Origin of the sequence: Collinsella aerofaciens (assembly GCF_039062365.1) — a bacterium.
In the GTDB taxonomy this organism is placed as follows: domain Bacteria; phylum Actinomycetota; class Coriobacteriia; order Coriobacteriales; family Coriobacteriaceae; genus Collinsella.
In genome coordinates this window covers 1-12,751 of sequence record NZ_JBCJBI010000022.1, presented here as the reverse complement: position 1 = coordinate 12,751, position 12,751 = coordinate 1, and the positions used below count along the sequence as shown (strand labels likewise).

General features: G+C 58.9%; 12 protein-coding genes and 1 tRNA gene. 1 reads left to right on the top strand and 12 read right to left on the bottom strand.

Going from position 1 to position 12,751, the window contains the following annotated elements:
- Positions 1-1,232: InlB B-repeat-containing protein (locus tag ABCN01_RS09075; protein ID WP_342996011.1), on the bottom strand; the 1,232-nt coding region annotated here is incomplete at its 3' end.
- Between the two features lie 559 nt (positions 1,233-1,791).
- Here ABCN01_RS09075 and ABCN01_RS09070 point away from each other — a divergent pair.
- On the top strand, positions 1,792-2,934 hold the full coding sequence (locus tag ABCN01_RS09070) for an ATP-binding protein (RefSeq protein WP_343014258.1): 1,143 nt from the start codon (positions 1,792-1,794) through the stop codon (positions 2,932-2,934).
- An 80-nt stretch (positions 2,935-3,014) separates the two neighbouring features.
- Here ABCN01_RS09070 and nth read toward each other — a convergent pair whose 3' ends face one another.
- The 11 genes from nth to ABCN01_RS09015 all read right to left on the bottom strand — a co-directional run bounded on the left by nth (position 3,015) and on the right by ABCN01_RS09015 (position 12,538).
- Entirely contained in the window at positions 3,015-3,677 is a 663-nt protein-coding gene (gene nth, locus ABCN01_RS09065) for an endonuclease III (protein ID WP_342996013.1), read from the bottom strand.
- A 63-nt stretch (positions 3,678-3,740) separates the two neighbouring features.
- The gene (locus ABCN01_RS09060; protein WP_342996014.1) at positions 3,741-5,543 is read right to left on the bottom strand and encodes an ABC transporter ATP-binding protein; all 1,803 of its coding nucleotides are present in this window, start codon (positions 5,541-5,543) and stop codon (positions 3,741-3,743) included.
- Between the two features lie 125 nt (positions 5,544-5,668).
- Positions 5,669-7,024: a DNA recombination protein RmuC gene (locus ABCN01_RS09055; protein ID WP_342996015.1), complete on the bottom strand. Its 1,356-nt coding sequence runs from the start codon at positions 7,022-7,024 to the stop codon at positions 5,669-5,671.
- Positions 7,025-7,075: 51 nt separating this feature from the next.
- Positions 7,076-7,639, bottom strand: coding sequence for a hypothetical protein (locus tag ABCN01_RS09050; RefSeq protein ID WP_342996016.1), 564 nt, complete (start codon positions 7,637-7,639; stop codon positions 7,076-7,078).
- Entirely contained in the window at positions 7,636-8,166 is a 531-nt protein-coding gene (locus ABCN01_RS09045; RefSeq protein WP_342996018.1) for a DUF6036 family nucleotidyltransferase, read from the bottom strand. The genes ABCN01_RS09050 and ABCN01_RS09045 overlap by 4 nt, the downstream gene beginning before the upstream one ends.
- A gap of 123 nt (positions 8,167-8,289) precedes the next feature.
- On the bottom strand, positions 8,290-8,712 hold the full coding sequence (locus ABCN01_RS09040) for a hypothetical protein (protein WP_342996019.1): 423 nt from the start codon (positions 8,710-8,712) through the stop codon (positions 8,290-8,292).
- A 433-nt stretch (positions 8,713-9,145) separates the two neighbouring features.
- A complete protein-coding gene (locus tag ABCN01_RS09035) occupies positions 9,146-9,778 on the bottom strand; it encodes a hypothetical protein (RefSeq protein ID WP_342996021.1) in 633 nt (210 codons plus the stop codon).
- A gap of 274 nt (positions 9,779-10,052) precedes the next feature.
- Positions 10,053-10,592 (bottom strand): rubrerythrin, encoded by a 540-nt coding sequence (gene rbr, locus ABCN01_RS09030; protein WP_342996022.1) that lies wholly within the window; start codon positions 10,590-10,592, stop codon positions 10,053-10,055.
- Between the two features lie 114 nt (positions 10,593-10,706).
- The gene (locus ABCN01_RS09025) at positions 10,707-11,612 is read right to left on the bottom strand and encodes an HhH-GPD family protein (protein ID WP_342996023.1); all 906 of its coding nucleotides are present in this window, start codon (positions 11,610-11,612) and stop codon (positions 10,707-10,709) included.
- Positions 11,613-11,633: 21 nt separating this feature from the next.
- Positions 11,634-12,119: an RrF2 family transcriptional regulator gene (locus ABCN01_RS09020; RefSeq protein ID WP_342996025.1), complete on the bottom strand. Its 486-nt coding sequence runs from the start codon at positions 12,117-12,119 to the stop codon at positions 11,634-11,636.
- Positions 12,120-12,460: 341 nt separating this feature from the next.
- Positions 12,461-12,538 (bottom strand) — tRNA-Asp (locus ABCN01_RS09015).
- Positions 12,539-12,751 lie beyond the last annotated feature (213 nt).

Genomic DNA, 12,751 nt, shown 5'->3' with positions numbered 1-12,751 from the left:
TAGCCCTCGCGGGTCGGGGCCAGGGGCTGGCGGGCGACGCCGTCGCCGTCGGTCACGCCCTGGAGCGTCTCGTTGCCATCTGCGAACACACCGCCGTTGGCGACGTAGAGAACATCCTTCTCATTGTTAGCAAGCTCTGCCCACTGAGCGAAGAACGTAACGTGCTGACCGCCACCCTGGATGGGCTTGGTGAAGTCGACAGGCTCGGTGCCGGCGGCATCGTAAGTCCAACCAGTAAAGGTGTAGCCCTCGCGGGTCGGGGCCAGGGGCTGGCGGGCGACGCCGTTGCTGTCAGTGACACCCTCCATGGCCACATTGCCATCGGCGAAGGCGCCACCATTGGCAACATAGAGAACCGTCTTCTCGTTGTTCTGCTTCCACTGAGCATAAACGGTCGCGTGACCGCTGCCCGCAACGATAGCCTTCGTGAAGTCGACGGGGTCATTTCCGTCGCGATCGTACGACCAACCAACGAAGTCATAGCCCTCGCGGGTCGGCTGGAGCGGCAGGCGTGCAATACCGTCGGTATCGGTTACGCCCTGCATAGTTTCGTTGCCGTCGAAGAACGTACCGCCGTTGGCGACATAGAGGATATCGACAGTCTTGTCCTGCTTCGCAGGCGTCCAAGCGGCGAAAAGGGTCACATTCTTGCCGCCACCGACAATCGGCTGGTTGAAATCAACCTGGTCGGTTCCATTGCTGTGATAATACCAACCGGCAAACACATAGCCATCACGCGTGGGGGCAAGCGGCTGGCGCGCAATACCATTGCTGTCAGTCTGGCCCAGCATGACGTCGTTGCCGTCGGCGAACTGACCGCCATTGGCAGCGTAGGTCACATTAAGTACCTTTGAGGGAGCCTCAGTCCACTTAGCGAACAGCATGAAGTGATCTGTACCGCCCTGAAGGGGCTGTGAAAAATCTACAGCCTGGGTAAACGTGCTGTCATAATACCAGCCGTCAAAGACGTATCCATCGCGCACTGGAGAAGCGTGCGGAGTAATCTCGCCGTTCTCATTCGTCTTATTATCCACTGAGATGGGGGTTCCGTCAGCAAAAGTGCCCCCGTTAGCAAAGAAGGTAACGTCCTTTACGCCAGTGGAGGCCGCAGCGGTAGCCCCCTCGTTTGTACCCTGGGCAGTCTCCGCCGCGATGGCAGCAACCGGCGTGGAGCTGAGCACCATACTCAAGCTTAGACCGGCTGTGATAGCAGCGTTAAGCTTCCTATTCATGTGGTCGTCCTTTCCCGACTCTCTTCTCCGCGACCACTTCGCGAAAGAAGACATTTGAATTGCATCGTCAATTCAAGCCGAGAAAAAACTCAAAAGGTTGTGCAACCAAGCTATATCTAAGGTTTGGGACTTTTTTGCAAAAAAGTTTGCAAAAAGCTATTGCACCACCCGTACGCTGGGGCAAAGATCTGCCGGCGGGCACTCGTCGCACTTGGGCTTGCGGGCGTCGCGCACACTGCACGGCTGCCATCAACGCCCGGTCCACTCGCCCAAAAAGCGCGTACCCAACGCCCTTGGCACAAAACAGCCTGATCGGACAGCATCAATTATCAGCTTCCACCTGCGTTACTTTGCAATTATGGCAATTCCTACTTTATAGTTGTGGTAACTTCTAGTTAGTAATTATGGTTGTTTTGCCTTGCCAATGTGGCAAATCCCAAAGATCTGCCACGAAACCCGGCGGATACCGACAAACTCGGCACGAGGCTTTCGAACCAAAAGTATGCCTGCGAGCATGCAATGTAAGACACGAAGGGCATTAAAAATGATTGAGCGAACCATGGCCCATAAGCTACGCGACATGTCAGAATGGTTCCCCGTCGTCTCGCTTACGGGGCCACGCCAATGCGGCAAGTCAACTCTCATCAAGGCCGTCTTTCCTGAATATGAATATCTCAACCTCGAGAACCCGGAAGTCCGTCGCGCCGCGCTCGATGACCCCGTCGGCTTTATCAGCAGGCGCCCCGATCATCTCATCATCGACGAAGCCCAATATGCACCGGAGCTGTTCAGCATGATTCAGGTCGCCTCCGACGAGCGCGGAAGGGCCGGCCAGTATGTATTGTCCGGCTCGCAAAACTTTTTGCTCATGCACAACATCCAGCAATCGCTTGCCGGGCGCGTCGGCATGCTCAAACTCCTACCTCTCTCCTACCAGGAGCTTGGCGATACGCAAATCTCGCTTGACACCTACCTGATTCGCGGGGGATACCCGCGCATATATGATGCGGGCATCCCCACCGATGTGTTCTTTCAAAATTACCTTATGACCTACGTAGAACGCGACGCGGGCGGCCTTCTCGACGTGCGCAACCTGAGCTCCTTTAGAAAAATGATCGGGCTGTGCGCGGCTTGCGTGGGAGGGCTGCTCAACCTATCAAGACTCGCCGCTGATGTGGGAGTCGCCACGGCGACGATCAGCTCGTGGCTTTCGATCCTGCAGTCAAGCTATTTGGTGTTCCTGCTTCAGCCATATGCTGGAAACATGCGCAAGCGGCTTACCAAGGCGCCAAAACTGTACTTCTACGACACGGGGCTACTTTGCCATCTGCTTGGCATTCACGACGAGCGCAGCCTCATGAACCACCCCCTAAGCAGGGAAATATTCGAAAACCTCGTTGTCTCAGAACGCCAGAAGGCATATCTCAACAGAGGCATCGAGCCCACGCTTGTCTTTTATCGCGACGACAGCAAACGAGAGATCGACCTTATCGATCTAACAGAGCCGGCTCGCCCGCAGGCATTCGAAATCAAATCGGGCGCTACCTATCGCGACACATTTGCTCGACACCTACGCTCTGTTGGTTCCGAACTTGGCATTCCCGCAAAGGACCGAGCCGTCGTATATCACGGCTCCGAGCGCTACGATACCGAGGGCGCATCGGTTGTGCCGGCAGAAGAGTTCTTGCTTCGGGAGTCGTAGCGAGCGCCGCGGGCACCGGCCGCGCCTCGATTTGTGCCGCCCGGAGACACGCAAGAGCGGCGGCACTCTGCCCTTGCAACCTACCCCACCCGTACGCTGGGGCAAAGATCTGCCAGCGGGCACTCGTCGCACTTAGGTTTACGGGCGTCGCAGATCTCGCGGCCAAAGGTGATCCACTGGTGATTGACCGACTCCCAATACTCGTGCGGCAAGATCTTGAGCAGATCTTGCTCGGTCTTGAGCGGCTCTTTGGCGTGCGTCTTGGGACTCAGCATCAGGCGGTGCGCGATGCGGTTGACGTGCGTATCCACCGCGATGCCTTCCACGATGCCGTACCCAACGTTGAGCACGATGTTCGCCGTCTTGCGCCCCACGCCCGGCAGCTTTACAAGCTCCTTCATGTCGGCCGGCACCTCGCCGCCGTAATCGGCGACGATCATCTGCGCAGCCTCCACGGCATGCTTGGCCTTACTCTTATAAAAGCCGAGTGACTTAATGGTGTCCGCCACGTCGGTCACGCTTGCCCCGGCCATGGCCTCGGGCGTGGGCCACTGGGCAAACAGTTGGGGCGTCACCTTGTTGACCTGCGCGTCGGTCGTCTGAGCCGAGAGCAGTACCGCGATGAGCAGCCTAAAGGGATTCTCGTGGTCCAAGAAGCACTCGACCGGGCCATAGCGACGGTTAAGGCGCTCGCACACCTCGATGGCGCGTTCGCGTTTGGCGGCATTGGTCTCGCGTGGCATAACGACTCCTCAGCTCGGCAAAAACATAACTTCACGGAAACGATTGTCCCACGTATGGGGTTGTTACGCCTCCAAAAATGCGCCGGTCTGGCGGCTCCACAGGCTTGCATACTCGCCGCCCGCCGCGACGAGCTGCGCGTGCGTGCCGTCCTCGACAATCTCGCCGTCGGCCAGCACCACGATGCGGTCGAGCGAGGCCACGGTGGACAGGCGATGTGCCACCACAATGGAGGTGCGGCCGCGCATCAGGTTCTCGAGCGCCTCCTGCACCAGCGCCTCGGACTCGCTGTCGAGGGCAGATGTCGCCTCGTCGAGCACCAGAATCGGCGCGTCGGTAAGGACGGCGCGGGCGATGGCCACACGCTGGCGCTGACCGCCCGAGAGCTTAACGCCGCGCTCGCCCACCATGGTGTCAAAGCCACGGGGCAGGCGATCGATAAACTCCAGGGCATTGGCCAGGCGCGCTGCCTCGCGGATCTGCTCGTCGGTGGCGTCGGGGCGGCCGTAGGCGATATTCTCGCGAATGGAGCGGTGGAACAGGAGCGCCTCCTGCGGCACGTAGGCAACCTGGCGGCGCAGGCTCTGCTGCGTGCAGCGCGAGACGTCCTGGCCGTCCACGAGCACGCGGCCGCCCTGAACGTCGTCCAGGCGCAGCAACAGCTTGGTGAGTGTCGTCTTGCCCGAGCCCGATTTGCCCACCAGACCCACGCGCTGGCCTGCCGCCACATGGAGCGTCAGGTCGTTGAACACGCTCTCGCCCGCCGCGGCGTCACGGTACGCAAAACTCAGGTGCTCAAAATCAATCGCGCCCTCGCCCACCTTGAGCTCGGGGGCATTCGCGTCGTCTGCCACCAGACGCGGCTCGTCCAGCACGCGCGTCATCTCGGCCGCATCGCCCAGCGCGCGGTTGATGCGCTGCATCATGGAGCTCACGTAGTTCAGACGCATGGTGAGGTTGTACGTATAGGTAAAGATCATGACGAGCGCGCCGGCCGAGATGCCAAACCACGCGTTGCCGCCCGCCACGAACACACTCACCACGGCCATGGTGATGACGATAAGGCCCGAGGTCGTAAAGTTGCGCTGCATCATGGCGTGCATCGATACCGTTTCGGCATCGCGGGCGGCGCGGTCGGCAGCATCGAACAGGTCGCGCTCAAAGTCTTCGCGCCCACAGGTCTTGACGGCCAAGATGTTCGTGACCGCGTCGGACAGTACGCCCGACAGCTTGTTCTGCGCGGCGGACGTCGCGGCCGAAAGCGGCATGATGCGCTTGTACATAAGCCAGACAAACGCGATATAGACGACCATGATGCCCACCAGGATTACGGTAAATGCGGGCACCACCGGAGCGAGCGCCGCCACCGTGCAGACAACCGAGGTGATAGTGGGGATGAGCGAATACACCGTCACGTCCACCAGACCCGTGTAGCCGCTCATAAAACGGCTCGTCTGGCTCACAAGCGATCCGCCAAAGCGGCTGGTGTGGAACGTCATGGATTGATTGGAGAGCGTGTCGAAGCACAAGCGCGCCAGGTGATAGTTGCCCGCAATCTCGAGCTTGTAGACGGTGTAGTCCTGCAGCTTGGAGAGGATCTGGCCTACCAGGTTAACGAGCACGAGCGCCAGAATGTAAGGGCCAAAGACCTCAAACACCTGGTCGGCTGCCACGGGGCCGGCCTGGACGCGGTCGACGATGAGGGCCATCACATAGGTGTTGGCAAACGTGAGCAAAAAGATGTAGCCCGCCGACGAGAACACCGAGAGAAAGACGATCAGCGGCTGCGTGCGCGTGACATCCCAAAAACGCTGCAACGTGCGGCGCACGGTGGAGCGCTTGAGCGGGCTGGTGCTTCTCTGAGACATGGGCTTCCTTTCACGTCTGATAGGGCGAAACGCCATTGTTGCACACTAAAGTGCACTTCAGGCAAGCACGATGCGAAAAGCGCCCGCGCCTCGCGCTTGCGCCGACGCCCCGCCGTCCGTTGCGGCTAGCCCTCGTCTTCCTGGCCCGCGAGTAAGCCTGCGGACTCCAAGCCCAGAATCGTGTCGGCCTCCTCGGCATCCTCCAGCGCATCGATGTCCTTGAGCTTGCGCTCCATAACGTTGGTGCGCGTGGTGATAATGCCCTCGACCGTCTTGCCCGCAGTCTCGATCTGCTGTTGGGCGCGGCGTAGCGCCGCCTGATAGCGCGGCAGCTCAGCCTTGACGGCGGAAAGCACGCGCAGCACGTCATCGGTGCGTTTTTGCAGCCTAAACGTCTGGTAGCTCATCTGCAGGCTGTTGAGGATGGCCGCCATGGTGCTGGGGCCGGCAACGTTGACGTGATAGTCGCGGCCCAGGGTCTCGATAAGCCCGGGGCGGCTGACGACCTCGGCGTACAGCCCCTCAAACGGAACGAACATAATGCCAAAGTTGGTAGTCGCGGGCACGCTCAGATACTTTTCGCAGATGTCCTTTGCCTCGCGCTTCACCATCATATCGAGCGTCTTGCGCGCTGCGGCGACGGCCTCAGCGTCACCCGACTCCTGGGCGTCGAGCAGATGCTCGTACGCATCGCCCGGGAATTTGGAGTCGATCGGCAGCAGCACGGGATCACCCTCGTCCACCGGCAGCTTGACAGCAAACTCAACGCGCTCCGAGGCGCCGGGCTTGGTGGCAACGTTTTCCAGATACTGGTCGGGCGTAAGGATGTCCGCCAGGATTGCGCCCAGCTGCACCTCGCCCAAAATGCCACGCGCCTTCACATTGCCCAGCACGCGCTTAAGGTCGCCCACGCCGGTGGCGATAGATTGCATATCGCCCAGGCCCTTGTACACGGCCTCGAGCTGGTCGCTCACCTGCTTAAACGATGCAGACAGGCGATCGTTGAGCGTACGGGAGAGTTTCTCGTCCACCGTCGCGCGCATCTGATCGAGCTGCACGTTGTTGTCCTTGCGGATGGCGCCCAGCTGGGCATCGACCGTCTCGCGCACCTTGTCCAGGCGGTGCTCGATGCCCTCGCGGTTGGCACCGAGCTGTTGGGCCGTCTCGCGGCGCAGGTCATCCATGCGGTCGCCAGCCTGCGAGAACTCGCGCGCAATGGTCAGGTAGCGTTGCTGCTCCACGGCGGCGTCGGTCGTCTGCTGCTGCGCGATGGCGTTTGCCGTGCGGCGGGTTTCTGCCAGCGCGACGTTGAGGGCATCGAGCGTGCTGTTAGCCTGCTCGAGCGCCGCGAGCGTCTCCGCGTCGTTACCGCCACGCTCTCGCAACTCGGCACGAAGGCCTTTAAGCTGCAGGGCGCAAACCACAGCAACTCCCACCGCCACCAAGGCAATCACAACAAGCGCAATATCAATAGCAGACATAGACTCCGCCCAACAAACCCAATCGATTATCAATCAAAACCGCGATCAATCTTACCCCGCCACACGCACCGGGCGCCCGGCCCCTTCTTGAGCACCCCTCTCCTCCGCATATTCCATAATGCGGCGCGCCGTCTCCCTGCTCACCTTTGAGTCATCGCCGGCTAGGTATGCGTAAACGTTTCCCTTATTCAGATTCAAATCGCGGCAGAGACCGTAACGCGTTACGCCCGATTCCCCTAGCGCTCCCAATGTTCTTTTTCGCATCAGGGCGTTGATCCTTCTGTCCGCCACTGGCTTTTCCTTCACCGCTCTATACGCACGCCAAACGTTGGCATAACGATTAGGGAGCTCACTTTTGGTGCATAGAGACGCCATGTTACCCGCTTGACCGTACAAGGACAAAACGCCTCGGTAATCTTCTTCCATCCACGAGCCCTCAGATAAACTCAGAACGTATTCGGCTTTTCCTTGCGCCAAAGCGAGCAAAAACAGAGGCTCCGCCACGCGCGGCGCAACCGTCATCGCCTGCTCAACCAGTTTTCTAAAACTCAGTGACTGCTGTCCGGATAGCTCTCGGCAATAGCCTTTTAAGAATCCCTCAAAGGTCAGATTCAACCGAGCACCTCCTTTTTGTATTGCCTGTATGCGCAGACCATCTCTTGATAACTCCGCTCCGAAGGCGACGACGCCAGCGCCTCTCCCTCGTCGAATATAAGCCGTTCGAGCAACCCCCAATCAAGTCGGTCGACGAATGCCTGACTATGAAGATCGACGATGTCGTTCGGACGACAGGCATAGAGCTTCATTACCGCCAGGTCCTCCAAGGATGGCGTAAAGTACCTGATAAAACGCGCGCCAATATCCAAGGGAATCAAACGATCTTCGTAATTGAATGGCATCTGGTTGCAATATGCCACCGCCATACCGTTCACCTCGGGGTATCGAGCTATGATCTCGCGGAGGCACCTGTCTGCCTCAAACACATCAATGTCATGTGTAACCGACCGATTCGTCACATCATTTAGCATGAAGGCGCTTCCTCCCACCAATACAACGCTCGGCCTATCGTCTCTTGGACCTATTTCCAGCTCCGCCTCTTCGTCAATGCCCAAAAGAGTCTGCTCTAAATCCTGCTTATACATAGCAAATCCTATTATTATTCATCTTCAATAATACTATTCAGTCGCATGACAGGACCCACAAGATGCAAGGATTCTACTCGTGGCGACAATCCCTACACCCTCGAAGTCCTGATGCGACAAACGCTAACTCTCCCAGCCGGCGCAGATGGTTGTTACGACATCGCCTAGGCGCTGGCCGAGAGCTGCCAAGTGCTCAAGCACCTCGCTGGGCGAGGCGCCGTTGAGAATGCATGTGAGGGCATATGAGACCAAGAAGATTGCCGCGAGCCCCAACGGGATCAGCACGATCATCGCCAACGTACGCAGGCGCTGGGCCCAGCGACGGCGACGCGCACGACGCTTGTCGAACGCAAGCTCCTGCGCATATGAATCTTGCTGTACGGAATAGGCCTCTGGAGCCGCCACGCCCGCAGGCGAAACCGCGGGCGTGGCATTTTGCGCAGGGGGCTGGGCGGCTACCCCTTGCATTTGCATCTCCATAAGCCGTTGCTGCTGACGCAACATGCGCTCAGCTTGTTGCTGCGGGGTCTCAAGAAACAGATCCATGCTTGCCTCCTCAATCGGAGCATTCGACGCTTGCGCCCAGCATCCCGCACCGCCAAGGCCACGGCAACGCAATCCGTAGCAATAGCTGCGAAGTTTCTTGTTGACAAAAGCTGTCGAAAACCTCAACAACTCCCCTACCAGCACTTTCTCTGAGCTTTTTTATCGAATGATCTTTTGCCCTTCCACCAACCCGCCAACTAACCAAAAGCTGACCAAAAGCTTGACGGAAATTGTGAAGACCGGGACCCCACACAAAAAGTGCCGCCCCAAAGGGTCGGCACACAAACTTATTATCAGCTTTTCTGTAACGAGCATGCGACGACTCAACGCCGGAGCGCAGGGCGGGGAAACCTTTGCCTCGCGCGACCCTGCGGAGCCGTGAGCGAGAGGGAAAGGTTTCCCCGCCCTGCGCTCCGTGGTCGGTGGGGGCAGATTACATGCCCGAAAGACCGCGAGCAGCGGTGGCACACAAAAACGCCAAGACTAGAATCACGAGCGAACCGGCAATGTCGGCCACCACGCCCGTAAGACGACGCTCAAACAGCCAGCTCTCAAAGTGCGGGGCGACATTGCGCCAAACACGCCACAGCAAGATGCCCATGCCGATAACGCCCGGGATATTGAGCAACAAAATCTCGGAGCACAAGAGGCCGATCAGGTTGCCGGCGGCAAAGCCCGCATCGCCCTCGCAGTATTTGCGATAAATCATGTACAGCATGTACGCCACAAACGGCTGCAGGCACGCAGAGATAAACGTAACCACCATTGAGGGATCCTGAGAAAAGACATCGGTGAGCTTATCCACGCTCGTGGCATCTTTCGAAGCCAAGAACAAGCCAATGACCACCACGGGCACCACGCCCAAGATAACCTCGACCAGAGTAAACAACTTAGCAGTCAGATCCTCGCTAGCCGTATTGAGGTGAGGCGCCCACTCAGGATGAGCATGTGCACCGACCTTCTTCTCCTTATCGCCACGCGCAGCCTTACCGCTCTCATCAACCACGCGATGAGGATCGAGACGGGTCCCCGCCGCCGCAGCCCGAGCCCGAGACTTCTTACCCATAACCAACACCTCACAAGAGGAAACAAATAGCCAACGCTACCTAGTGTACCCCACCCAAGAACGGTACCGTCCCAACCAATCCCCACACAAAACGTGCCGCCCCAAAAGGGGCGGCACACATACTTTAATATCAGCTTTTCTGTAGCGAGCACGCAACGACCCAAAGCGGGCCGGGAGGGCGGGATTGCCTTCCCTCAACGCGACCCTGCGAAGCCGTGAGCGGGGAGGGAAGGCAATCCCGCCCTCCCGGCCCAGCTCATGTCAGCGCCAAGCGCTAGTAGTTCACCACCTGCTCCTCAAAGTACGCCTTCGGGTGGTTACAAACCGGGCACACCTCGGGCGCCTCGGCACCAATATGCAGGTGCCCGCAGTTCAGGCACTTCCATACCTTCACGCCCTCGCGCTCAAACACCTCGCCCGACTCAATGCGCTCGACGAGCTTGTTGTAGCGCTCCTCGTGAGCCTTCTCGACAGCACCGACGCCACGGAACTTCTCGGCGATCTCGGTAAAGCCCTCCTCCTCGGCGGTCTTGGCGAACTCGTCGTACATCGTGGTCCACTCGTAGTTCTCGCCCGCAGCGGCATCGCGCAAGTTGTCCAGGGTATCGGGAACGGCACCGTCGTGCAGATACTTAAACCACAGCTTGGCGTGCTCGGACTCGTTGCCTGCGGTCTCGGCAAAGATATTCGAGATCTGAACGTAGCCATCCTTCTTGGCCTTGGAGGCGTAGTAGCGATACTTGGTGTGTGCCTGGGACTCACCGGCAAAAGCAGTCTCGAGGTTCTTCTTGGTTTGGGAGTTCTCAAAATCCATAGGTGTACTTCCCTTCAACATATACCGCCCGTAGGCTTCGAGCGGCCTCATCTTTAGGATGCCCTCATGCCGAAAATCTAAACCTTACAATCCTGTTCTTCAGATTTGCATAGGCTAGATGCTCAGCCAGCGATCGCCCTCGGCTCGGCAAAAGCCCTCACGCTCCAGGTCGGCTAGAATGCCCGCGACAAGCTCGCACTCGACCGGCCCGCGACCGGCTGCCGTCTCCATTTCGTTAACGCCCACCACGGCATCAGCAAGCGTTATCCCCGCCGGCCGCCCATCGCGCGCAGCCAGTAGCATGCGCACAATATGGGCGCGTTTTTGGCGACGCGAGCCCTCGAACTTGGACTGACGACTATAGCCCGCCGAGCGCCTGGACGGATTGGGCAGCGTCTTCTTAAGATACGCGCCATAATCTAGCAGCGCGTAATACCACGCGCGCGGCGTGTCGGCATCGTCTTGAGGCATGGCAAAGGGCGCGATCTCGTCGGTCGCTGCACCGGGAGCCGCCGGACAGGCGGCTTGGATCAGCGGCACCAGCTCGCGATCGGGAACAGCCGGTACATCGGGAAAGAAGTGATGCAGAAAGACCGTGCGCACGTTGGTCTCCAGATACACGCCCGGAAGATCAAACGCAAACGACCGGATACCCTGCGCCGTTGCCGGGCCAATACCAGGCAGGGCGACCAGGTCACGCGTCTCACGCGGAAACTCCCCGCCCCAATCCCCTACGACCCGTTGAGCGGCCCCGTGAAGCGCCAGAGCGCGTCGGTTGTAGCCCATCCCCTGCCAAGCGTCCAAAACATCCGAAGGCGCAGCCTGGGCAAGCGCCTGCACGGTCGGAAAACGATCGAGCCACACCGGCATGCGCGCCTCCACACGCGGCACCTGCGTTTGCTGCAGCATGACCTCAGAAAGCCAAATGATGTACGGATCGCGCGTGCGGCGCCACGGAAGGTCGCGATAACGCAGAACCCCTTCCGAACGAATCATCGAACGAAAGGGGTCCTGAATCATGGCTATGCTCCTTATGCGGCGCTATTCCTCCCGGTCAGCGCACGCGCAGGTGGCGTACTCGGGAAACGCTTCGCGGTCGGCGAACTTGGGATCGACGGCCGGGAACTGGCGGTGAGCGACGATGTCGCCAAGCGAAACGGAATCGAGGTAGTCGCGCATCAACGCCTGGGCTCCGGCCCACAGGGGATGATAGCAGCACGTGCCCATGCGCGCACAGTCACCATCGGGCGCGGTGCAATCGTTCATAACCATAGGGCCCTGAACGGCCTCGACGACCTGGCGGATAGTAACATCGTCCGGACTGACCTTGAGACGCATGCCACCGTGGACGCCACGCAGGCTCTCCACAATACCGGCCTGGACCAAACCGTGCTGAATCGAGCGGGCAAACGAATACGGGACATTGACCTCTTCGGCAGCGGTGCGAACAGAGAGCAACCGCTCCGGCTCCTCGGCAAGCATCGCCAACATACGAAGGGCGTAATCAGTCTTTCTCGATATGTCCATTTTTCCCCTTTCAAGGAATAGGAATAGCTCGAACGGGCTCCGGGGCCGAGCTTACGTCGAGACGCTAAATAACCGCCGGGACAACCAAATAGTGATTCAGATGTCCGCTGAAGGTCGAATCCAAAGCAAAATGCATCAGATTAGGCCCGCAGTGCAATTTAGTATAACCTAACCCCCTGTCTCATTGAACAGGTGTTGCGCAACAAACCCCCTGTTTAAACAGGTATAACTAATTCTTTTTTCCCGCATCTTGGAAACAAGGAGCTGAATGAAAGGGACGGCCGAGCAATTGTCCCATTAAACGCAAAAAGCCACGTCCGAAGACGTGGCTTTAATTGCGTTGGCGGGAAGTACGGGGCTCGAACCCGCGACCTCCGACGTGACAGGCCGGCGCTCTAACCAAACTGAGCTAACTCCCCAGGCAGGCGTTCGCGTTTGTTTCCGCTCGCGTGCGCTGCGGGGATTAGTATACACAGAAGTCTATCCGGCGCGCAACAACTTTTTTGAAAAAATTTTTCGGTCCCTCCGGGAGGGTCTCCGGGGCCGGCGGGCGCGGGTTAAGTTTGCTGCTCTACAGTCCTGCGCAAGACGGAAAGCACATTAAGTGCTTTCCTTTGCGTGCGGAACTCGCG

What these genes read in the sequence shown, in the direction of transcription:
- ABCN01_RS09045 (WP_342996018.1), bottom strand. Translation starts at nt 8,166, where the DNA reads ATGTATAAGCAGGATTTAGAGCAGACTCTTTTGGGCATTGACGAAGAG.
- ABCN01_RS09035 (WP_342996021.1), bottom strand. Translation starts at nt 9,778, where the DNA reads ATGGGTAAGAAGTCTCGGGCTCGGGCTGCGGCGGCGGGGACCCGTCTC.
- rbr (WP_342996022.1), bottom strand. Translation starts at nt 10,592, where the DNA reads ATGGATTTTGAGAACTCCCAAACCAAGAAGAACCTCGAGACTGCTTTT.
- nth (WP_342996013.1), bottom strand. Translation starts at nt 3,677, where the DNA reads ATGCCACGCGAGACCAATGCCGCCAAACGCGAACGCGCCATCGAGGTG.
- ABCN01_RS09025 (WP_342996023.1), bottom strand. Translation starts at nt 11,612, where the DNA reads ATGATTCAGGACCCCTTTCGTTCGATGATTCGTTCGGAAGGGGTTCTG.
- ABCN01_RS09020 (WP_342996025.1), bottom strand. Translation starts at nt 12,119, where the DNA reads ATGGACATATCGAGAAAGACTGATTACGCCCTTCGTATGTTGGCGATG.
- ABCN01_RS09070 (WP_343014258.1), top strand. Translation starts at nt 1,792, where the DNA reads ATGGCCCATAAGCTACGCGACATGTCAGAATGGTTCCCCGTCGTCTCG.
- ABCN01_RS09040 (WP_342996019.1), bottom strand. Translation starts at nt 8,712, where the DNA reads ATGGATCTGTTTCTTGAGACCCCGCAGCAACAAGCTGAGCGCATGTTG.
- ABCN01_RS09060 (WP_342996014.1), bottom strand. Translation starts at nt 5,543, where the DNA reads ATGTCTCAGAGAAGCACCAGCCCGCTCAAGCGCTCCACCGTGCGCCGC.
- ABCN01_RS09055 (WP_342996015.1), bottom strand. Translation starts at nt 7,024, where the DNA reads ATGTCTGCTATTGATATTGCGCTTGTTGTGATTGCCTTGGTGGCGGTG.